The following is a 21,470-nucleotide window of genomic DNA, read 5'->3' on the forward strand; positions in this document are numbered from 1 at the left end:
GACACGGAACATCGTCGGCGGCAGCATGCTGGAAAAGGCCACCTTCATCCTTGAATCCTTCAGTCCGAGCGGCGGGCCGTACCGGCTGTCGGAACTATCGGAGCGCACGGGCCTTCCCAAGCCGACAGTGCACCGGCTGGCGGCGGACCTGGTCCGGCTGGGCTGGCTGGAGCGCGCCGGCACCCAGTACCGGCTCGGCGCGAAGCTCTTCGAACTCGGTTCACTCGTCCCGCACCGGCTCGATCTGCGGGAGACCGCCCTGCCCTTCCTGCACGACCTGTTCGAGGCCACGCGCGAGACCGTCCACCTTGGCGTCCGCGAGGGACTGGATGTGGTCTACCTCGAACGTATCCACGGCCACGAGGCGCTGCAACTGCCCTCCCGCATCGGCGGCAGCCTGCCCCTGACCTGCACCGGCGTCGGCAAGGCCCTGCTCGCCTTCTCCGGCGCCGAGCTGACCGAGGAGGTGCTGTCACGCCCGTTGCCCAGCCTCACGCCGTACTCCATCACCGACCCGGCCCGCCTACGCATGGCCCTGGAGAAGACCCAGGTCTCCGGCCTCGCCTACGAGGAACAGGAGGCTGCCCTCGGCGTCAGCTGCATCGCTGCCCCCGTTTTCGCGGGCGACGCCACGGTCGCCGCACTCTCGGTGGCCGTCCCCCGTACCCGCTTCAGCCCCGCCCAACTCGCTCCCGCTGTACGGACGGCGGCCCTGGGCCTGTCCCGTGTGCTGCGCGGGGCCGGCTGATCGCAACACAGGTGCTGTCGCCTGTCGGTGCATACGCCCGGCGTCGAGCGGGGGGTGTGGGCTTCCCGGCACCGGGTGCCTTGCCGGTTGTGCCTGGACCGTGATGGCCGCCTCCAATACTTGCGCGGCGATGAGTAAACCCGTCCCGGTCGGATATGCCGACCTATGTGCATTGCGCGTAACATTTTCTGTTGTGACGAGCAACGTCGAGGCCTTCCTCTCCGAAGTTGCCCGAGGGCTCAAGCCTCGAGCGGATCAGCTGGTCGACGCGGTGGTGGACCTTATCCGCAGCGAGCTTCCCGAGCTGTGGAAATACGAGGACCTCGCCATTGCGGCGCCGGCGGCCGTATCCGCACATGTCGTCGCTGTGCTGGATCTCAACGAGCAGGGTCTCGACGTGACCAAGGTCGAGGCCCTGCCTGCTGGTATCGACGTTGCTCGCCGGTTCGCTCGGCACGGTGTGCCCATCAACAAGCTCCTGCGCAGCTACCGGCTCGGCCACGCCGGACTGCTTCAGCTGATCTGCGACGAGGCAGCCCGCCTCACCAATGACACGGAACTGATCAGCGCGACGGTGATCACACTGGGTGCGCAGAGTTTCGAGTACGTCGATCGCACCTCGGAACAGGCCGTCATGGCGTATCAGGAGGAACGCGACCGCTGGCTGCAGCGGCGGCTGATCCTGATCAACGAAGCTGGCGCGAGGATCGGAACCACGCTCGACATCACCCAGACTGCTCAGGAACTGGCAGACGTCAGTACCGACCACTTCGCTGATCTCGTCACCGTTGACCTGCTGGACTCCGCGTTCCGGGAAGAGGGCTGGGAGTCGGTGACCGTCCCGCCGGTACTTCGTCGGGTTGCTCAGCAGGCCGTGTGGGATGGCTGTGCGGAATCAGAGGGCGGTACAGGGTGGAAACACACCTACCCCGAGGGATCCGATCCGGCCCGCGCACTGGCCACCGGGCAGCCTCAGAGGCACCGCATCACGACGTCCGACATCCCCCGCTGGTTGGCTGCGTCCCCGGACCACAGACGTATCGGTCTCCACTCGATCCTTCTGGTGCCGCTACAGGCCCGTGGAACCACCTTGGGACTTGCTCAATTCATGCGTTACCGGACCACGGACCCCTTCGACGACGACGATCTGTTCCTGGCCAACGAGATCGCCTCCAGAGCAGCCGTTTCCATAGACAACGCTCGCCGCTACACCCACGAGCGCTTCACCGCACTCACCCTCCAGCGCAGCCTGCTGCAGCAGCAGGCGCCCGAACAACCGGCCGTCGACACGGCATGCCGCTACCTCCCCTGCGGATCCCGCGCAGGTGTGGGCGGAGACTGGTACGACGTGATCCCGCTCTCCGGAGCCCGCGTCGCCCTCGTCGTGGGGGACGTGGTTGGCCGCGGCCTCCATGCCTCCGCCACGATGGGCCGACTGCGGACGGCCGTCCGCGCTTTCGCCGACATCGACCTGATACCCGACGAACTGCTGACCCACCTGGACGACGTGGTCATCCGCCTCGAACGCGAGGAGGCACGAGGTACCGGCGAGATCAGCGCCACGTGTCTCTACGCGGTCTACGACCCGGTGTCCCGCCTGTGTTCCCTGGCCAGTGCCGGACACGTCCTGCCGGCGGTGGTGACTCCGTCGACGCCGCGCGGTGATGGCCCGGGGTTCCGCAACGTCGATTTCCCGCAGGTGCCGATCGGCCCGCCGCTGGGCCTGGGCGGGCTGCCATTCGAAACCGCCCAGTTCGAGGTGGAGGAAGGCAGCCTCCTGGTCCTGTTCACCGACGGCCTCATCGAGGACCGGGCCCGGGACGTGGACACCGGACTCGCACTGCTGCGCGGGGTCCTCGCGCGGGCGCCGACCTCGTTGGAGGACACCTGCGACGGACTACTGTCCGCGCTGCTTCCCAGCCGCCCCTCCGACGACGTCGCTCTCCTCATGGCGCGGACGCGGGCCCTTGACGCCGACCAGGTCGCCACCTGGGACCTCCGCGCTGACCCGGCTGTCGTCTCCGAAACCCGCAGGTTCGCAACCGAGCAGTTGTCCGCCTGGGGGCTGGAGGAGCTGGCGTTCACCACGGAGCTCATGGTCAGCGAGCTTGTGACCAACGCCATCCGCTACGGCAAACCCCCCATTCGGCTGCGGATGATCCGCCACGCCACTCTGACGTGCGAGGTCTCCGACAACAGCAGCACCGCCCCGCACCTGCGCCGTGCCCGCACCTTCGACGAGAACGGCCGTGGCCTGCTCCTGGTCGCCCAGCTCGCCGGGAACTGGGGCACGCGGCACACCCGCGACGGCAAAGTCATCTGGGCGGAGCAACAACTTCCGGCCGTCGGGATCCCCTTGCCCCAGCTGTGACCGCGCTGCCGACCTGCCTGGACCGAGGCGCTTCAGCGTGCCGACTACCTGGGGAACGGTCGCCGCCGTCGGCGCCCGTCACACTAGCCGCCGTGCGTGCGCAGCTGATGTTCGTAGGCGAAGATTACGACCTGCACACGGTCGCGGAGCTGCAGTTTGGTGAGGATGCGGGTGATGTGGGTCTTGACGGTGGCCTCTGTGAGGAAGAGACGTTCGGCGATCTCGGCGTTCGACAGGCCGGCGGCGATGAGGTGGAACACGTCCCTTTCGCGGGCCGTCAGCCGGGCGAAGAGGGCGCCCGCGTCGTCGGCGCGGGGCCACGGGGCGATCTGGGCGAAGCGGTCGACGAGACCGCGGGTGATGCGCGGGGTGAGGACGGCGTCGCCGGAGGCCACGGCCCGGATCGCCGTCTGCAGCACGGCCGGGACGACGTCCTTGAGGAGGAACCCGCAGGCTCCGGCGCGGAGGCCTTCGAAAGCGTATTCGTCGAGGTCGAAAGTGGTGAGGATGAGAACACGGCAGGCCGTACGGCAGGTGATGTGCCGGGTCGCTTCGATGCCGTCCATGACCGGCATGCGTACGTCCATGAGAACCACGTCCGGCAGCGTGCGTCGCGCGAGGTCGACCGCTTCCTCGCCGTTGGCGGCTTCGCCGAGGACGATGATGTCCGGCATCGTGTCGAGGAGGCTGCGGAAGGCCATGCGGACGAGTGCCTGATCGTCGGCGAGGAGGACCGAGACCGTCATCGTGGTTCCCCCAGCTTCAGCTCGCCGGAGACCACCCACCCGGACGGGGTGGGCCCCGCCCGGAGATCGCCGTCGAACATCGCGACCCGTTCCCGCATCCCGGTCAGCCCGTTGCCCGCACCTTTTCCGGCGCCGGCTCCACGGGTCGGCCTGCCGTCGTCGGTGACACTGAAGCCGATCAGGTCCCCATCGCAGTGCAGGACGACATCCACCTTCGACGCGTCCCGGGCATGCTTGACGACATTCGTGAGTGACTCCTGCAGGATCCGGTAGACCGTCGTCTGCGCCGCCGCGCTCAGAGTCTCCCGGCTGCCGGTCTCAGTCAGCCGGACGTCCAGGCCGGTGCCGCGGGTCTCATCCACCAAGGCCTTCAGCGAGCCGAGGTCCGGCTGAGGGGCCCGATCGCCACCGTCGTCCGCCCGCAGGACGCCGAGGAGCCGACGCATTCCGGTGAGAGACTGCCGACCTGTCGACGCCGCCTGGAGCATCTTCCCGCGGGCGCCCTCAGGATCGGTCGCCGTGGTCGCGGCCGCCGCTTCGGCGAGAGCGACGACGACCACCAGCCCGTGGGCGACGATGTCGTGCATCTCCCGCGCGATCCGTGTGCGCTCGGCCGCCGCCGCGAGCTGCGCCTCCTGGGCGCGCTCCTGCTCCAGTCGTTGCGCACGGTCCTCGATGGACGCGAGGTAGCGGCGCTGGGCCCGCACGGTGGTGCCGAGAAAGAACGCCGCGGCGGCCAGCCCGCTGAGGATGACAAAGGCGTCATTGACGCTGGCAGCCGGGGCGAACCGTACCGACACCAGGACGACACCGAGCTCGACGGCCGCCGCGGCGCCGAGCGAGTGCCGAAGATCGCGATGGGCGGCGACAGCGTAGAGCGCGACGAGTACCGCGAACTCGGAGAACGAGACCGTGCCGAGCGCCCAGGTCGCCATCGCCACGGCCCAGCAGAACCAGAACACGACGACGGGAGCCCGCCGGCGCAGCACGAGGGGACAGCTCACCGTGACCGCCAGCACCCAGTTCAGCAATCCCGACCGGTTGTAGAGCAGCTCGTGCGATGCGGCGACGGTGCACAGGACGGGCGGCCCGAGGAGCAGCACGAGGGACAGGGACGGGCGGGCCCGGGACGGTCGGGATGCCGGCGGGAAGTGCTTCACCCCGCCGACATTACGGAAGGGCGCTCCCGGCGGCGTCAACCGAAGGTCTTACATCCGACGGAAAGTGACCACCATCGTTGGATGCGCCGGTCCCGGTGGCGCTTCTAGCTTCGCGATATGAGAACACGACCAGCAACGATGGCCATGAAGGTGCCGGAGATCGCCCTCACCTTCTGGATCGCGAAACTGTGCACCACCGGATTCGGCGAGTCTTTCTCGGACTACGTCTTCTTCAACGACTACCTCGGACAGCATCTGGCCATGCTCATGGGCCTCGGGCTGCTCCTCGTATGCCTGGCCGTGCAGATCACCACCACGAAGTACATCCCCTGGGTCTACTGGCTCGCGGTAACGGCTGTGAGTATCTTCGGCACGATGTCGGCGGACTTTCTGAACAAGGATCTGGGGATGCCGCTGTACGTCTCCACGCTGATGCTGGTGGCCGTCCAGGTCGCCGTCTTCGCCGCCTGGTATGCGACACAGCGCACCCTGGACGTGCACAGCATCAACAACCGTCTGCGGGAGCTGTTTTACTGGCTGACCGTCCTGTGCACCTTCGCTCTGGGAACAGCCGCAGGTGATTTCGCGGCCGTCACCCTGGGCCTCGGCACCTTGGCCTCGTCCTTCGTCTTCCTCGGGATCATCATGGTCCCGGCAGCCGGCTATCGCTGGTTCCGTCTCAACGAAGTCCTGGCTTTCTGGTTCGCCTACACCATCACCCGCCCCCTGGGCGCCTCCGTCGCGGACTGGCTCTCCGTACCTGCCCCTTATGGGGACGGACTTCAATGGGGGACAGGGCCCATCAGTCTGCTCCTCGGGATTCTTCTTGTGGGAGTCATTGCAGTGATCGAATCACGACACCGCCGATCCAGCCCCTCGAAAGCAGCACCCCTGGAGGCGACCGCTCAGAACCGTTGACCAAAGCCGGGCGTGAGTCCCCGCCAAGCCGCTGACGGGGACTCGAGGCCGGTGCCGTGCGGTCTGTTCGAGGTCCGGCCCCTCGCCGCCGGGCCGGGCTCGCGTACTGCGGGGACTCGTTGTACGTGTCGGATGAGCTTCTCGCCGGACCTGGTCTCTGGTCGCCTCGAACCTCCAGTCCTGGATAACGCGAAGGTCCCGCGTGCCAGAATGGATGAGCCATTCGTTCTGTTCTGTCGATCGTCTTGTTCTGCCGTTCTCCGCATGATCCGTTGAGGTTGTCCGTGACCAAGCCCGTTGCCCGCGTGCCGCAGCGACGTAACGCGCGGTCCAACCGGGCGCGCATCCTGGCCACGGCCCGCCGGGAGCTCGGGAAGAACCCGGACATCACGTTGGAGGAGCTGGCGCGGGCCTCCGGTGTCGTGCGACGCACCCTCTTCGGGCACTTTCCCGGACGGACGGCGCTGCTTGAGGCGCTTTCCCAGGAAGCCGCCGAGACCCTCCGGGACGCGGTTGCTGCCGGAGTGAAGCCGACGGAGCCTGCTGAGCGTGCTCTCGCATACTTCTCGTTGTCGATGTGGCCCGTAGGGGACCGCTACCGGATGCTTCTGGCGCTGGCCCGGCACGACCTGGGCACGGAACGGGTCGCCGAGATCCTGGCACCGGCCCGCGACGCGGTGACCGCCGTTCTCGAGCGGGGACAGCGGGACGGTGTCTTCCACGGCCATGTGCCGCCATCCGTACTCAGCGCCGGACTGGAGGCGATGACGGTCGCGCTGCTGGAGCAGGTCAATAGCGGAGCACTGGAAGACGACGGCACCCGGGTCACCGTCGTCACGCTCGTCGCGGCCGGTGTGCCGGCGGAGCGGGCGCGTGGCGTGGTCGACGATGTAGCCGCCACGTTCGTAGCGGTGACCGCCGGCGACTGAGTTTCCGGCACACCTGTCGATGCGGGTTCAGCAGGAGGGAAGTCCACCGGCTTGGACCGGACCGCGCGCAGCCGAGCGTTGTCGCCACGCCCGGCCGGAGGCGACGCTCAAGCGATGACGGTGTCAAGGACGTCGAGGTTCGGCAGGTCCAGCGAGCAGATTCGTTCGGCCTCGGCGGCGGGGATGCCGAACTGCCGGAGAAGCCCGCGGACGACCAGGTCCGATGACTTGGCGTCGTCACGGTCGGGCTGTTCGTGCAGCAGCGCGCCCAGTGCCAGCGTGGCGCCCGCCGTCACCGCCAGCGCGAGATCCAGATCCTCCACATCGAAGCGCCCTGCGTTCACCGCGGCGCTGATGTCGTGGAACGCCCGCGGCGCCAGGCCGCGGTCGGAGCGAGCCAGCTCGAGTCCATGGTTCAGGAGGATCCGGCTCAGTTCCGGGTGACGGCGATGCAGGCGGCCGGTCAGGCGGAAGCTCTGGGCGTACGCGACCGCGGGGTCGTCGATGTCCGCGGTGAGGCGGTCCATCAGGGTGCCCCACCACTCCAGCGCCTCTTCGATCGCGGCGCGGAAGAGTTCGTCCTTGCTGTCGAAGTGGTTGTAGAAGGAACCGACTCCGACGTCGGCGAGTTCGGTGATCTCCAGGATGGGAACGTCCATCCGTCCTTCGGCCAGTAGACGCTGGGCCGCGCGCACCAGAGCGGTCCGGGTCCGCGCTCTCCGTCGGTCGACCCGCCGGGGTGCGGTCTTCTCCGCAACGGTCTTGTCGGCCATCGCATCCTCCATCCGACCCGCACTTGCTTCCCCCCGCACTCTAGCCGCCCTCCCCACTTCTTGAGGATTTCTTCAGTTCTCTTGACTGACGTTGTCTTCGGAAGTGAATATTTCTTCAGGAGGTGGTGACCATGGCTGCTCACCCCAGCGCCGGACTCGGCACGCACGACGGCCATCACGGGACGCACAGCGGCTTGCATTCCGAGCAGGGTGCACTGCCCGGAGAGCATCCGGGCCGGGCGGCGAACCCCGTGATCAAGGTCCGCGACATCGCGTGGCTGGAGTTCCTCAAGCCCGATCTGGCCCGCGCCGAAGCCTTCGCCGGGGCATTCGGCTTCATAGCGTCCTACCGTGAGGCCCATGAACTGCATCTGCGAGGAACGCAGGCGGGAGCGCCGTGCGTGATCATCCGCAAGGGCGCCAGATCTCGGTTCCTCGGCCCGGCCTTCCGGGCCGCCGACACCCGTGACCTACTGCGGCTGGCCGGCGCCACCAGCACTCGGGTGAACCCGCTGCCCCAGACCCTGGGCGGGTCCGTCGTGGACCTGCTCGACCCCAGCGGAATACGGGTCCGCGTCGTCGCCGGCACCGACGACCTTCCCGCCCTGCCGGGGCAGGAGCCGCGGCGACTGAACTTCGGCGGCGATATCGCCCGGGTCAACGTCACCCAGCGGCCGCCACGGGAGCCGGCCGGCGTACGTCGCCTCGGTCACGTCGTCCTGCAGACGACCAGCTACCTGCGCACGCTGACCTGGTACCTGGAGCACCTCGGCCTGATCGTCAGCGACTTCCTGTACTACGAGGGCCAGCGCGATCGGGGCCCCACCATGAGCTTCATGCGCTGCGACCGCGGCAGGACGTTGACCGACCACCACACCCTGGCCCTGACACTGGGGCCCTCCAACCGGTACGTGCACTCGGCGTACGAGGTGACCGACCTCGACGCGCTGGCCGCGGGCGGACAGTACCTGCTCGACGAGGGCTACAGCCGCTCGTGGGGCATCGGTCGGCACATCCTCGGAAGCCAGATCTTCGACTACTGGCGCGACCCCGACGGTTTTCTCGTCGAGCACTTCACCGACAGTGACATGTTCGACTCCACCCTGGAACCCGGCTGGGCACCCATGACAGCTTCCGGCCTGGCGCAGTGGGGGCCGTCGGCCACCAAGGACTTTCTGGGCATCGCACCCGGCCGCGCCATCCTGAACGAGCTGCGCTCGATCCTGACCGCTCTCCGATCCGACGGCAACGAGTTCGACCTCGAGCGCCTGCGTGGCCTGCTGAAAGTGGCTTCCTCATGAGTATCTCCGTCCTCCGTACCGCCGACGCGTGGTGGGTCGCACTGGACGAGTACCGCGCTGTCCCGGTCGACACCACCGCGACCACGACCGCCGAACTACTCGATGATGTGGTCGCGGTCCACATGGCCCTGGCCTCGGCTCGCTCGGGCACCCTGCCGACGGAGTCACGCCGCATCGCCGAACTCCCGTTGGTCTCGCCGGTGACCACACCGTGCCGGGTGGTCGCGCAGATGACCAACTTCGTCTCCCACGTGCGCGATTCGGGCATGGATCCCGAGACCGTCCCGCTGACCTTCTTCCGCAAGACCTCGGGGTCGATCAGCGGACCGTTCGACGAGATCGTGAAGCCCGCCCACGTCCGCTTCCTCGACTACGAGATCGAGCTCGGCCTGGTCATCGGACGCCCCCTCGACGTCGGCACCACCGTGACCGCCGTCAGCTGGAAGGACCACATAGCCGGTCTGGTCATCACCAACGACATTTCCGCACGCGATGTACAGCTGCCCAAGACCCAGTTCTACGAGGCCAAGTCCTACCCGACCTTCACCCCGGTCGGCCCCGCCCTCGTGCTGCTCGACGCCGACGAGCTCGACCGCCTCTCCAAGCTGAGGCTCGTTCTAAATGTCAATGGCGAGGTCCGCCAGAGCAGCGACCTGACCGACATGATCTACAGCCCGTTGCAGGCCCTGCAGGAACTCTCTCGCTTCCAGGCTCTTGCCACCGGCGACCTCATCCTCACCGGCACGCCCGGTGGTACGGCCCTCAAGGCGCCGCCCAAGCCGGTGGAGATCATCGGCGCCCTCCTGCCCCCGGCGATGAAGTGGAAGGCGTTCTTCAACTCCCAGGCGAAGAACGAGAGGTACCTCCATGACGGGGATGTGCTGGAGCTGTCCATCCGTACGCCCGACGGAGCCATCGACCTCGGCGTGCAGCAGAACAAGGTGAGGTTCTCTTGACCACCAGCACCGACACCGGCACGACGTGGCCGAGCTACGACCGCCCCGAAGACCTGGCCGACATCGAGGCCACGCCGCTGGCCGAACGCGGGCTGCCCAGTACCTCGTACGAGCTGCTGCGGCGCGCGGCCGAGCAGTGGCCCGAGCGGACCGCGCTCACCGTCCTCCCCGACGCCGCCTCCTGGCGCACGCCCAGGAACCGCACGTACGCGGAGCTTCTCGCCGACGTGCACCAGGCGGCCAACGCCCTGCACCGACTCGGTGTGCGTCGCCGCGACACCGTCGCGCTGCTCTCCCCGAACTGCGACGAGCTCATCACCGCACTCCTGGCCGCCCAGCTCGCCGGCATCGTCACCCCCGTCAACCCGGCACTCGCCCATGACCATGTCGCCGAACTGATCCGCCGGTCCGGCGCCCGCGTGCTCATCACGGCGTCCCCGGAGCTGGACCCGGAGGCGTTCGCCACCAGCACCGAGCTGGCCCGGGACGGCCTGGTGGACCATGTGCTCGTCCTGCGTCCCACCGTTGCCGAGCGAGCCCCGTTGCCAGCGGCGGAGCGCGCCACTGTGACCTACCTCGCCGACATCGCCGCACACTCCCTGCGGGACCGGTTCCTCGGCGAGCTGCCCACCGCCACCGACCTGGCGTCCTTCTTCCACACGGGCGGCACGACCGGAGTACCGAAACTCGCGGCGCACACGCACACCAACGAGATCACCGATGCCTGGATGATCGCGGCCAACTCCACCCTTGACGAGGACTCAGTGGTCTTCGCCGCCCTGCCGCTCTTCCACGTCAACGCGCTGGTCATCACCCTGCTGGCACCACTGCTGCGCGGCCAGCAGGTAGTTTGGGCGGGGTCGTTGGGCTACCGCGACCTCACTCTGTACGCGGAGTTCTGGCGCATCGTCGAGCACTATCGGATCGGCACGATGAGTGCCGTACCCACCGTGTACACGGTGCTGGGCACCTGCCCGGTCGGCGGAGCGGACATCAGCTCGATGCGCTGTGCGATGGTCGGCGCCTCCGCGCTGCCTGAGGGTGTGCGCACCGACTTCGAGACGGCGACAGGGATTCCGTTGGTCGAGGGGTACGGCCTGACCGAGGCGACCTGCGTCAGTGTCCGCGGTTTTCTGGAGGTCCGCCGGCCCGGCTCGGTCGGACAACGGCTGCCGTACCAGCAGATCAAGATCATGGATATGGAGACAGGCGCGGAGCTGTCGGCCGGCGAGATCGGTGCCATTTTCATCAGCGGCCCCACCGTCTTCCCCGGCTACGTCGAGGGCCGCGACCATGACGGCTACCGGATCGGCGGCCGGGGCAAGGTGGTCGACGGCTGGCTGGACACCGGTGACCTCGGCCATGTCGACGAGGACGGCTTCCTCTACCTCACCGGACGCGCGAAGGACCTCATCATCCGAGGGGGTCACAACATCGACCCCCGAGTGATCGAGGACGCGCTGCTCTCCCATCCCGCGGTCACGGGTGCGCTGGCCGTCGGGCAGCCGGACCAGCGGGCGGGAGAGGTACCGGTGGCTTACGTGACTCTCGCCCACGGCATGGTCAGCGAGGACGAACTTCGCGCCTGGGCCAGGGCGCACGCCAGCGAGGCGGCCGCTGTCCCCAAGGCCGTCCGCGTCGTCGCCGCGTTGCCCGTGACCGCGGTCGGCAAGCCGTACAAGCTTCCGCTGCGTGCCGACGCCACCCGCCGTGTGCTGAGCGATGCCCTCGCCGACATCCACGACGTCGAGGAGATCAGCGTCGAAGCCGACTCCGGGTCGGTTGAGGCCATCGTGTGGCTGCGTTCCTCGGCGTCGGCCGACACCACCGCGGAAGTGGAAGGCCGGGTCGGCAAGTTCACCGTGCCATGCCGGATCCTGCAACGGAAACCGAAGGACGACTGACATGATCGCGCTCTTCGTCCTCACCTCGATCCTGGCCGTGTGGTTCGTGCTGCTGGGTGCCGGAAAGGTCCTCGGCCTTCCTGCGATGGCCGAGCGGGCCGCCCACGTGGGGTTCACCGTCGGTGGCTACCGCATCATCGGCCTTCTCGAACTCGCCGGTGTGCTCGGCCTGTTCGTCGGATGGACGGTCACCGGCGTAGGCGTCGCCGCTGCGGCCGGATTCCTGCTACTGCTCACCGGTGCTGCCCTGGCACATCTGCGTGCCGGAGACCGACCTCCTGCGCTGGTACCGGTGATCGTCTCGGCCGCCCTGGTGGCGGGCTACCTGACCGTTCTCCTCTAGACCACAGCCCTGGTCAACTTCTGTACAGAGCCGCACAAGAAATGAGTCGCAAGATGGCCAAGCAGACAACCCCGGGACGGCGGCAAGGACCGAGAGCTGCGGTGCTAGAAACCACGTCGGTGCTGGTGATCGGCGCGGGGCCGGTCGGCCTCACACTGGCCATGGAACTGGAACACCACGGCGTGGACGCATTGCTCGTGGAGCGCAATGCCTCGACCACCCGGCACCCGAAGATGGATGTCACCAACGGGCGAAGCATGGAGCTGTACCGCCGCCTGGGTGTCGCCGACGACTTGCGCAAGATCGCCATCCCGGCCGATCACCGCACCAAGGTCACATGGGCGACCGACGCGGTGGGCTGGGAACTCGCCTCGTTCGAGTACGGCAGCGTCGAGGAGACGCGTAAGGCGATCCGCGAGCGCAACGACGGCACCCTCCCACTCGAACCGTGGATGCGGGTGTCCCAGGTGGTCCTCGAACCGGCGCTGCGGGACCTGCTGAAGGCACGGTCCCAGCACGTGAAGGTGGAGTACGGCTGGGCACTGGAGAGCTTCGAGGAAGACACCGAGGGCGTCACGGCCGAGCTGGTCTCCGCGGACGGCGGCCGCCGGCGCACGGTTCGCGCGCAGTACCTGGCCGGATGCGACGGCGCCGGCAGCCGCACCCGCGCACAGCTCGGCATCGGCCTGGACGAGATCGACCTGCGGCGGACGCTCATCAAGGAGCTGGGGCTTCCCAGGACAGTGGCGACGATGGCGCGGGCCTACAAAGCCACCCGGGAACGGCCCATGGACGGTCGGTTCTACCTGGTGCACTTCACCACGCCCGACACAGATGTCTTCCGCCGTTTCGGCAACGTGTGGCACCTCCAGTCCCCAGAGGGATGGACGCTGATCTCACAGAACGACGGTGACACCTTTACCCTCCACGCGCCTCTGGGGGTCGGAACCGACGCCGACAGCATCGATCCCCGGGAGTTCGTCTACGACCGCGTCGGTCGCAGGTTCGAAATGCACGTCCTGGTCGCCAACGCCTGGAGGCCGAGGCTCACCGTCGCCGACTCCTATGGTCGCGGCCGGGTCTGGCTCGCCGGGGACGCCGTCCACCAGGTGCCCCCCACCGGCGGTTACGGCATGAACACCGGCGTCGGCGACGCCGCCGGACTCGGCTGGGCGCTGGCCGCGGTAGTCCAGGGGTGGGGGACGCCCGGACTGCTGCATGCCTACGAGCACGAGCGCCGGGCTGTGGCGCTGCGCAACCGTGCGGCCGCCGTCCGGCACAGCGTCGTCCGGGGAGCGGTGAAGGCGGCCTACCGGACCGCAGCGCGCAGCGAACGGTGGCTCGGGACACGCGCCCGCCAAAGGCTCGGTCGTGAGATCAGCGACCTGGGAAACCTGGAGAACGAGGCCCTCGGCATCGAACTCGGCTATCGCTACGACACCTCGCCCGCGGTGTGTCACGAAGCCGGTGGCCAGGCTCCGCCTCAGACGACGGCTGAGTACACGCCGAGCACCTGGCCGGGCGCCAGACCACCGAGCGTGCTTCTGCAGGACGGCCGTGCCCTGTTCGACCTCTTCCACCGTGGGTTCACCCTGCTGCGATTCGCCGACCACGACGTCAGTGCCTTCACCGACGCCGCCGCCGCACGAGACGTCCCTCTCGGGGTCGTCGACGTACGCGACGGACACGCCCGTGCCCTGTACGAGCGGGACCTGGTCCTCGTCCGCCCCGACCAGCACGTCGTCTGGCGCGGAGACGCTCCACCCGCGGAGCCCCTTCGTGTGATTGACCGTATCCGGGGAGTCCACAGCTGAGCCGCTGCATCAGAAAGACATCAACGGCCTCGCCCGAGAGTCATCCCGGGCGTGTCAGCGTTCTTGTGCAAGTACTTGGTTTTCATCCGGCGCCGATGACGCGGCGACGTCGGTCGACCCGGTGAAGTTCACCGCCCGTACCTTGGGGTCGGCGCGGCAGCCCGGCGTCGCGCAGCACGTCGGCGATGAACGGCCCGCAGGCCCGCAAAGCTTCTTCGCTGGGCTTGAGGAGCACCGTGTGGCCAGCCGCCAGCGGCGCGGCGACCGGGCGGACGCCGTTCAGGAAAGAGACACGACGGACAGGACGATGCCGAGAAATCGGCGGTTCATGAATGGGGCGAAGACTGATTCGGCGAGCGCCTCGGGCGTGTTGCAGAGGTCGTTCTGCTGTCGGTCCGGTCGCTGGGCAGATGGTTACGTTTCGCCACCCTGCCTACCTACCGTGCGGCCCAAGGCCTGCTGCCGCACGCGGGATGCCTCGCGCTGAACGCCGCATCAGGGGCCCGATGTGCGCTCCGCTGTCGTCCGTTTCCGCAAAGTGGAGCTGCACTTCGCGGCCACCCGCAGCGCGGTCGACTACGCCAGGCGCGTAGCGGGAACCCATCTGGTGCTTCTGGCCGTGAGGTGCTGAGCACTGCCTCTGGGGGAGAGCAGGCGTCTGTGGGACGCCGGGTCCGTTCCTACGCCGGATTACGACGGTCGCTCCCGGATGGGCCGTCGTATTCTCCGGTTCACGCTCCACACCAGCGTTGCCGCCGGAGGTCCACGGCGGATCATGCGGCACATGTTCTTCGCCCACCGGAGAATGCCTGGTCAGCCGCTGGGCGGAGGCAATTGTTTGCCCCACGTCCGGCGTTGCCGAACAACTCCTCGCGCAACAGGATCTGACCTCATCCCTTGGAGCACCCCCGCACGAGTGCCCATTCCTCCCGGCTGTGACAAGGAGTTGCCGCTGTGCAGTCCATAATCCGCATGAGCCCGATGCTTCGCAGAGGGCCGACCAAGATCTCCCTGTGGAAGACGGCCTTGATCGCCATCCTGGCCCTCGCCCTGACCTCCGCCGTGCTCGGCCCGACGATGCCCACGCACAGGGCCACGCTGCACAAGGTCTCGATCACACAGCTCTGCGACCAGTCCGCCGACTCCATCGAGGCGTCCTACGGCGTACAGCCCCCGGGCAAGCCCGGGCCGTCGGCCCAGACAGGCCCTGCCACTGTCACTGTCCAGCAGGCCGCGGCCCCCCGCACGCTCACCGTCCAGCAGGCCGCGGCCCTGGGCACCGTCCGGCAGAAGGCGGTCGCCGACTGCAGGGGCAAGCTTGGCGCGCAGCAGACGGTGTGGTCCTACATCAGCGCTCGGGCGGTCGAGATCGCGGTGGACGCGACCATTACCGTCCTGGCCAGCACCATCATCTGCTACCTCGCTCCGGCCGCCTGCAAGTGGGGCGTCCGCGTCGCCGCGTTCCTCGGCGGTTTCGTCGGGTCCTTCGTCTTCCAGTACCTGACCGACGGAACCGTCGACTGGAAGACCGCCGGCTACGCCCTGCTGGACGCGATGGTCTCGATGCTGACATTCTCCGGGCTGGACTCGCTTTCGGAGCACTACATCGAGCAGGGTGTGACGTCCACGCTGGGCGAGGCTGGCAAGGCCGTGACGTCCGTGGGGAACCGGATCGGCGGTCTCGGCTCCGGCTTCATCACCTACATGCAGAACGCGGCGGATTGGATCAACAGCAACGTCCTCGTGGCGGCCGGTTGGTGGAGCCCGGTGGCAGGCATCGGCTACACCGGCGGTGGCTCCGTCCGTCCCGCCACCGCCGACGGCCACGGCTCCGTCGTGCAGGCTGCCGCCACAACGAAGTCGGCCACCAATGTCGAGATCCGTGCGGTGGACGACTCCCGTCACACCGGTTACGACCACACGGATCTGCACTCCGGCAGCGGCAGCAACGAGTACTACACGTGGACCATCACCAAGCTGGGGTACACCAACAGCGACGGCGCCATCGCCTACGCGATCTCCCAGGGCAACCAGTGCCTCAACGCCGCGGGCAGCTACAGCAAGGTCGAACTGGCCACCTGCGACTACGCGACCAACTCGCACCAGGTGTTCTTCATGGACGGCGACGAGTTGATGGCCTACAACGGCGAGTGCATGGACGAAGGCGCCGACGGCAACCGCTGGCTGGCCGACTGCGACGGCCTGAACTACGAGACCTTCGCCGCCCAAGGCGACAAGGACGACCAGTTCATCGTCACTCCGCCCATCGACGGAACCGTCTACCCCGACACCATCACCAACTGGCAGAACGACCTGAGCATCTACGAGAACGCCTGACCGGCACATAGCGTTCTGACCCCATGAAGCCGAGGGCCGGTGACGGATGTCACCGGCCCTCGGCCCATCCGGCTCTTGCGATCACCCATCGCCGTCGCTGATAGTGCCGAGAATGTGAAGAAACCGTCAGCCATGAAGGGTTCGTCATGGGAAGGCCCGAACGGGTGATCGATCCCGCTGCGGGGCCGGTCCAACGTCTCGCTCACGAACTCCGTGCGCTTCGCAAGCGCGCGGGAAATCCCTCCTACCGGGCCATGGCCGAGCGTGGCGAGTTCTCCGTGACGACGCTGTCCCAGGCGGCGGCCGGCACCCGTCTGCCCTCACTGGCCGTGGTGCTGGCGTACGCCGAGGTCTGCGGCGCCGATCCCGAGGAATGGGAACAGCGGTGGAAGGCGGCGGCAGACGCGCTCGCGGGCGTGCCGGAGGCCGCACACCAGGACCGGGAGAGCCAGGCGCCCTACCGGGGCCTGGCGCGCTACGAGCCGCAGGACCGCGCCGGGTTCTTCGGCCGGGAGCGCTTCGTGAAGGACGCCCTCGTGCTCGTGCGGGAGAACCGCTTCGCTGCCCTGCTCGGCGCCTCCGGCAGCGGCAAGTCCTCACTCCTGCGCGCGGGCCTCGTCCCTCGCCTCCAGGAACTCGCGCAGGAGGCGGCCACGCCCGCCGCGATCAGGATTCTCACGCCGGGAGAACGTCCTGTCTCCCGCTACGGCCACCTCTTGACACCCAAAGCGGATGAACCGGATAGCTGGGTGATCGTGGACCAGTTCGAGGAACTGTTCACCCTGTGCCCGGACCAACAGGAACGAACACGCTTCATCGACCTGCTGCTCACCGCGCGGGAGCCGGAATCCCGACTGCACGCGGTGATCGCCATGCGCGCCGACTTCTATGCGCGGTGTGCCGAGCACCCCGGGCTCGCCGACGCACTGAGTCGCTCCGGCCTGCTCATGGGACCGATGAGCACCCTGGAACTGCAGGAAGCGGTCACCCGACCGGCCGCCGCCGCGGGGCTGCGCGTCGAACGGGAGCTGACCGCCCGCATCGTCGAGGAGGTCGTCGACCGTCCCGGCGCCCTGCCGATGTTCTCGCACGCACTTCTGGAGACCTGGAGGCGGCGGCGCGGGTGCGTGCTCACTCTGGAGGCGTACGAGGCGGCCGGAGGCATCACCGGGGCCATCGCCGCCACAGCCGAGAGTGTGTACGGGCAGCTTTCCACCGGCCAGGCGGGCGCCGCCCGCCGCCTGATGCTGCGGCTGATCGTCCCGGGTGACGGCACTCCCGACACCAGCCGTCCCGCCCGCCGGACCGAACTGGACGCATGGCACTGCCCCGAGCTGGACACGGCGGTCGAGCGGCTGGCCGCCGCCCGTTTGCTCACCATCGACGGCGACACGGTGCAACTGGCGCACGAGGCCCTGATCACCGGCTGGCCCCGACTGCAACGCTGGATCGACGAGGACCGTGAGCGGCTCAGCCTGCGCCGGCGGCTCACCGATGCCGCACGGACGTGGCACGACATGGGACGCGACCCAGGCGCCCTGTACACGGGGGACCAGCTGGAGCCGGTCGCGAAGATCCTTCTGCCGTCTGACCGGGACCACGACCTCTGTCCGGTCGAGAAGGCCTATCTCACCGCAGCCCTCGATGCCCGCGCGGCTGAGCAACGCACCACCGCCCGTGCCAGGACGCGGACACGGCGCCTGGTCGCCGCATTCTCAGCCATGCTGGCGATCGCCCTGATCGTCAGCATGGTCGCCTGGCAACAGCACCTCACCACTGAACGGGATAAGAGCGCGGCCACCGCCGTCCGGGTCGCCGAACTGGCCGCCGCAGCCCGGACCACCGACCCCCGAACCGCCCTGCTCCTCAGCCTTGCCGCCTGGCGGATCGCGCCGATACCCGAAGCACGAGCCGCTCTGTTCGGTGCCCTCACGCAGCGCGAGTCGGACGCCTTCAGTGACCCCGGGGCAGGCGTCGGGAGCCGGCGGTTCCTCGTCGAGTCCGGCGGGACGCTGCTCAGTGTGCGCGACAGGTCGTGGCATACCTGGGACGTGGCCACACACGCCGAGCGTGCCTCGGGGCGATTGCCCGGCACCGTGTTGGCCGCTGACCCCGACGGCCGTGTGGTCGCCCTCGACAGCGGCACCGGCTGGCGGCTGTGGGACACACGTACCCATGTCTGGACGGGATCCGTGAACGAGCTGTCCAAGGACTCCTACCTGCCTGGCTTTCCCGCCTCCGGAGCGAGCTACCTGGTAAGCGCCGTCGGCCGGTCCCAGGTCCAGGTACGCGCCGTGTCGGATGGCCGATTGCTGTACCAGGCGGCGGCGGACAGCCCGGCGAACGTGACCGTCGGTCCCGGGAATCGGCTGGTGGCCGCATGCCTCGCCGGTGGCTCACTCGTCGTCCAGGACCTCGGCGGCAACCACCCAGTCCCGGGTGCTTGGACGAGCACGGGTGGGAACACCTGCGGCGACGCCGGCTCACAACTTGCGTTCGACCCCGCCGGCAAGCGGCTCGCCGCCGTGTCCGACAACGGCGTGCGGGTGTGGGACCTGACCTCGGGCCGACTGCTCGCCGACCTCTCCTCTCCCGGCATCGAGCGCATAGTGTTCGGCGGCGGCGGCGAGTTCCTCGCTGCCGCGGGGCCAGACGAGATCACCGTGTGGAACCTGCCGACAGTCAGGCCCGTCTTCCGGCACTCCGTGCCCGGCCACCAGGTGGCCGGCCTCGCCTGGGACGCCCGCCACCCCCTGCTCCGCTACCTCGCGGATGGGACCGTCCACACCTTCGACCTGGCAGCGAGCCTGACCCCGGCAGGCAATGCCAAGGCTTCGGACAGCACCCTGCTCAGCCCGGACGGCCGCACGGTTGCCACCGCCGTGGGCACCGGTGACCACTATGTCGTCCAACTGCGAGACATTGGCGGCGGGCAGCCGGCGCACACGCTCCCCGCCCCGTCCCCGCCCGCCGTCGGCTCCGGGCCGGTCGCCCCCGGGGCCATGACCGCCGTCATGGGCTTCAGTCCGGATGGCAAGACCTTCACATACGGCATCACTGCCCCCGGTCGTACGGCGGCGCGGCAAACGTTCACCCTCTGGGACGTCCCACAGGCACGCCAACAGGCTGTCGTTGACGTCGCACCGCGGCCGGCCCCCGCGGTCACGGGAGTCGCGCTCAGCCCCGGGGGCACGATGTTGCTGACCACACGCATGGACGATAGCGGCCGCTACGGTGAGGTCTGGGAAACCGAGCGTGGCCGTAGAACTGCCGTCCTACCGGGCCTGGACACCGCCTCCCCGACGATCAGACCCGACGGGCGGCTGCTCGTCGGCGCCGACGGGACTGCCGAACTCCCGGTCGGGCGAACAGCCTTTCGCGCCCTAGGTCGGGGTGAAGAGGTGACGGCCCTCGCCTTCGACGCGGACGGCAGCAAGCTGGCAGTGGGCGACGCGTCCGGGCGCGTCACCCTCTGGGACGGCGACGCTCGCCACAGCATCGGCACCCTGCCGAGCACCTTCCCCGCCCCCGTGGGCGAGCCGGCAGAGGCGGTCAGCGCTCTCAGCTTCAGCCCCGACGGCACCACCCTCGCGGTCGGAGGCCGCTTCGGCAGCATCCAACTCTGGGACACCACCGGCGACGAGCCGCTGGGGACCAACCTGGTCAGCCTCGGCGAGAGCATCATCTCCCTCTCCTTCGCCCCTGACAGCGAGGCCCTGTACGCCAGTAGCCCCCACGCCTCGCTCCAGCGCTATCCCATCACTCCAGACTCCATTGCGGAGTTCATCTGCACGGCCACGAAGTCCGCTCTCACGCCGACCGAGTGGCACGCCGCCATCCCTGACGCGCCTTACCGCAAGCTCTGCCCCCCGTCCGCCCGGAGCGGATGACCTACTGTCCTTTGTCGATCACGCCGGGGCACTGTGAACCGACAGCCGACAGGCGAGACCTGAGCCCGGTCCCACGGACCTCCTGATCCGGTAGTGCTGCCTGACCAGCAGGTCTCACCGTCGGTGCGGTTGTCCGGGCTCAGGTGCCCCGGAAGTACCGATGACACCCTGCCCCTGGAACGGGTCCGACAGTCCGCCACCGGGACACGACGCCCGTCAAGCGCCTTGGCTCGGCGAACATACTCACCAGCACGGGGGCGTGCGGCAGAGTCATCCGCTCCATCACATAGTGGTCGTAGGCGAGAACCATCAGATCGTCGATGGGCTTCCACCCGCCGCCATAGTCGGCCGCCGCTTGGCCCAGGCGCCGTTCGGCCCGCACTCGCGGGTCCCACGGCGAGAAAATCGCTCGAGGACAGCACCGCACCCAGGCCTTCCTGCGCCTCGCCGGACAACGAGCCGACGTGCTCTCTGCGATGCCTTCGGACGCCACATGCCGTGACCCTCGAACCGCCGTCAGGTGTTGACGAACCCCGCATGGGCAACCCGAAGTTATCCGGAGACCGCCGGGTCCGGGTTGCCGTAGTAGGCGCCCGGGCCGTGCTTGCGTGTGTAGTGCCGGTCCAGCAGATGACGGGGCGGCGGACCTGCCGGGACCAGGGTCAGCGTCTGGATGGCGATGTCGGCCACGGCCTCGCAGATGATGGCGTGTTCGAGGGATTTACGGGCGGTCGCTCCCCAGGTGAAGGGACCGTGGTTGGCGACCAGGGCGGCGGGGACCTCCAGCGCCTTCTGGTTGTTCTCTTTGAGCATGTCGACGATGACGCGGCCGGTGTTGTATTCGTAGTCCTGTGCGCACTGCTCCGGCGTGAGGTCGGGGGTGCAGGGGATCGGGCCGTTGAAGGTGTCGGCGTGGGTGGTGCCGAGGACGGGGATCTCGCGGCGGGCCTGGGCGAAGGCCACGGCGTAGGTGGAATGGGTGTGGGTGACGCCACCGATGGACGGGAACGCCAGGTAGAGGCAGCGATGGGTCTCGGTGTCGGTGGACGGGCGCAGGTCCCCCTCGACCACGGCGCCGTCGGCCAGGCGTACCGTCACCAGGTGGTCGATGGTGAGGTCCTCGTAGGGGACACCGGAGGGCTTGATGACGAAGAGCCCTGCCTCCCGGTCGATACCGCTCACGTTTCCCCAGGTCAACGTGGCGAGGCCGACCTGAGGGATCGCGAGGTTCGCCTCCAGTACCTCCTGCCGCAGGCCGTCGCGGACAGTGGCGGTCATGT

The 21,470-nt window shown here is 68.4% G+C and carries 15 protein-coding genes and 1 pseudogene; 11 read left to right on the top strand and 5 right to left on the bottom strand.

What is annotated here, in order from left to right:
- Positions 1–25: 25 nt before the first annotated feature.
- Positions 26–748, top strand: a complete 723-nt coding sequence (locus tag ACZ4UV_RS46280; RefSeq protein WP_467847471.1) for an IclR family transcriptional regulator — start codon at positions 26–28, stop codon at positions 746–748.
- Positions 749–941: 193 nt separating this feature from the next.
- Positions 942–3,119, top strand: coding sequence for an ATP-binding SpoIIE family protein phosphatase (locus ACZ4UV_RS46285; RefSeq protein ID WP_467847374.1), 2,178 nt, complete (start codon positions 942–944; stop codon positions 3,117–3,119).
- A gap of 83 nt (positions 3,120–3,202) precedes the next feature.
- Here the strand turns inward: ACZ4UV_RS46285 and ACZ4UV_RS46290 are convergent, their stop codons facing one another.
- A complete protein-coding gene (locus ACZ4UV_RS46290; protein WP_351712177.1) occupies positions 3,203–3,865 on the bottom strand; it encodes a response regulator transcription factor in 663 nt (220 codons plus the stop codon).
- Entirely contained in the window at positions 3,862–5,064 is a 1,203-nt protein-coding gene (locus ACZ4UV_RS46295) for a sensor histidine kinase (RefSeq protein ID WP_467847377.1), read from the bottom strand. The genes ACZ4UV_RS46290 and ACZ4UV_RS46295 overlap by 4 nt, the downstream gene beginning before the upstream one ends.
- Positions 5,065–5,163: 99 nt before the next feature.
- Between ACZ4UV_RS46295 and ACZ4UV_RS46300 the strand changes: the two genes are divergently transcribed.
- Together ACZ4UV_RS46300 and ACZ4UV_RS46305 are read left to right on the top strand one after the other, a co-directional pair.
- On the top strand, positions 5,164–5,943 hold the full coding sequence (locus ACZ4UV_RS46300) for a COG4705 family protein (RefSeq protein ID WP_351712173.1): 780 nt from the start codon (positions 5,164–5,166) through the stop codon (positions 5,941–5,943).
- 284 nt (positions 5,944–6,227) lie between these two features.
- On the top strand, positions 6,228–6,872 hold the full coding sequence (locus tag ACZ4UV_RS46305; protein ID WP_351712171.1) for a TetR/AcrR family transcriptional regulator: 645 nt from the start codon (positions 6,228–6,230) through the stop codon (positions 6,870–6,872).
- Between the two features lie 107 nt (positions 6,873–6,979).
- Here ACZ4UV_RS46305 and ACZ4UV_RS46310 read toward each other — a convergent pair whose 3' ends face one another.
- Positions 6,980–7,645 carry a TetR/AcrR family transcriptional regulator gene (locus ACZ4UV_RS46310; RefSeq protein WP_467847381.1) on the bottom strand — a complete coding sequence of 222 codons (666 nt, stop codon included), beginning with the start codon at positions 7,643–7,645 and terminating at the stop codon, positions 6,980–6,982.
- Between the two features lie 131 nt (positions 7,646–7,776).
- Between ACZ4UV_RS46310 and ACZ4UV_RS46315 the strand changes: the two genes are divergently transcribed.
- From ACZ4UV_RS46315 to ACZ4UV_RS46335, 5 genes are all read left to right on the top strand, one after another.
- Entirely contained in the window at positions 7,777–8,946 is a 1,170-nt protein-coding gene (locus ACZ4UV_RS46315) for a VOC family protein (RefSeq protein ID WP_351712167.1), read from the top strand.
- Positions 8,943–9,902, top strand: coding sequence for a fumarylacetoacetate hydrolase family protein (locus tag ACZ4UV_RS46320; RefSeq protein ID WP_351712165.1), 960 nt, complete (start codon positions 8,943–8,945; stop codon positions 9,900–9,902). The genes ACZ4UV_RS46315 and ACZ4UV_RS46320 overlap by 4 nt, the downstream gene beginning before the upstream one ends.
- Positions 9,899–11,806 (top strand): acyl-CoA synthetase, encoded by a 1,908-nt coding sequence (locus tag ACZ4UV_RS46325; protein WP_467847386.1) that lies wholly within the window; start codon positions 9,899–9,901, stop codon positions 11,804–11,806. The genes ACZ4UV_RS46320 and ACZ4UV_RS46325 overlap by 4 nt, the downstream gene beginning before the upstream one ends.
- A 1-nt stretch (position 11,807) precedes the next feature.
- Positions 11,808–12,149, top strand: a complete 342-nt coding sequence (locus tag ACZ4UV_RS46330) for a DoxX family protein (protein WP_467847388.1) — start codon at positions 11,808–11,810, stop codon at positions 12,147–12,149.
- A gap of 101 nt (positions 12,150–12,250) precedes the next feature.
- Positions 12,251–13,963, top strand: coding sequence for an FAD-dependent monooxygenase (locus ACZ4UV_RS46335; RefSeq protein ID WP_351712159.1), 1,713 nt, complete (start codon positions 12,251–12,253; stop codon positions 13,961–13,963).
- Between the two features lie 105 nt (positions 13,964–14,068).
- Here ACZ4UV_RS46335 and ACZ4UV_RS46340 read toward each other — a convergent pair.
- A pseudogene (locus ACZ4UV_RS46340) lies at positions 14,069–14,240 on the bottom strand (salicylaldehyde dehydrogenase); the annotation flags it as partial.
- A gap of 677 nt (positions 14,241–14,917) precedes the next feature.
- Between ACZ4UV_RS46340 and ACZ4UV_RS46345 the strand changes: the two are divergent.
- Positions 14,918–16,300, top strand: coding sequence for a hypothetical protein (locus ACZ4UV_RS46345; RefSeq protein ID WP_467847390.1), 1,383 nt, complete (start codon positions 14,918–14,920; stop codon positions 16,298–16,300).
- A 146-nt stretch (positions 16,301–16,446) separates the two neighbouring features.
- Positions 16,447–20,190, top strand: a complete 3,744-nt coding sequence (locus tag ACZ4UV_RS46350) for an nSTAND1 domain-containing NTPase (protein ID WP_467847393.1) — start codon at positions 16,447–16,449, stop codon at positions 20,188–20,190.
- Positions 20,191–20,742: 552 nt separating this feature from the next.
- On the opposite strand, the gene araD is transcribed toward ACZ4UV_RS46350, so the two are convergent.
- Positions 20,743–21,468 (bottom strand): L-ribulose-5-phosphate 4-epimerase AraD, encoded by a 726-nt coding sequence (araD, locus tag ACZ4UV_RS46355; RefSeq protein ID WP_467847398.1) that lies wholly within the window; start codon positions 21,466–21,468, stop codon positions 20,743–20,745.
- Positions 21,469–21,470: the final 2 nt, after the last annotated feature.

The sequence above is a fragment of the Streptomyces sp. NPDC028289 genome (assembly GCF_055565975.1).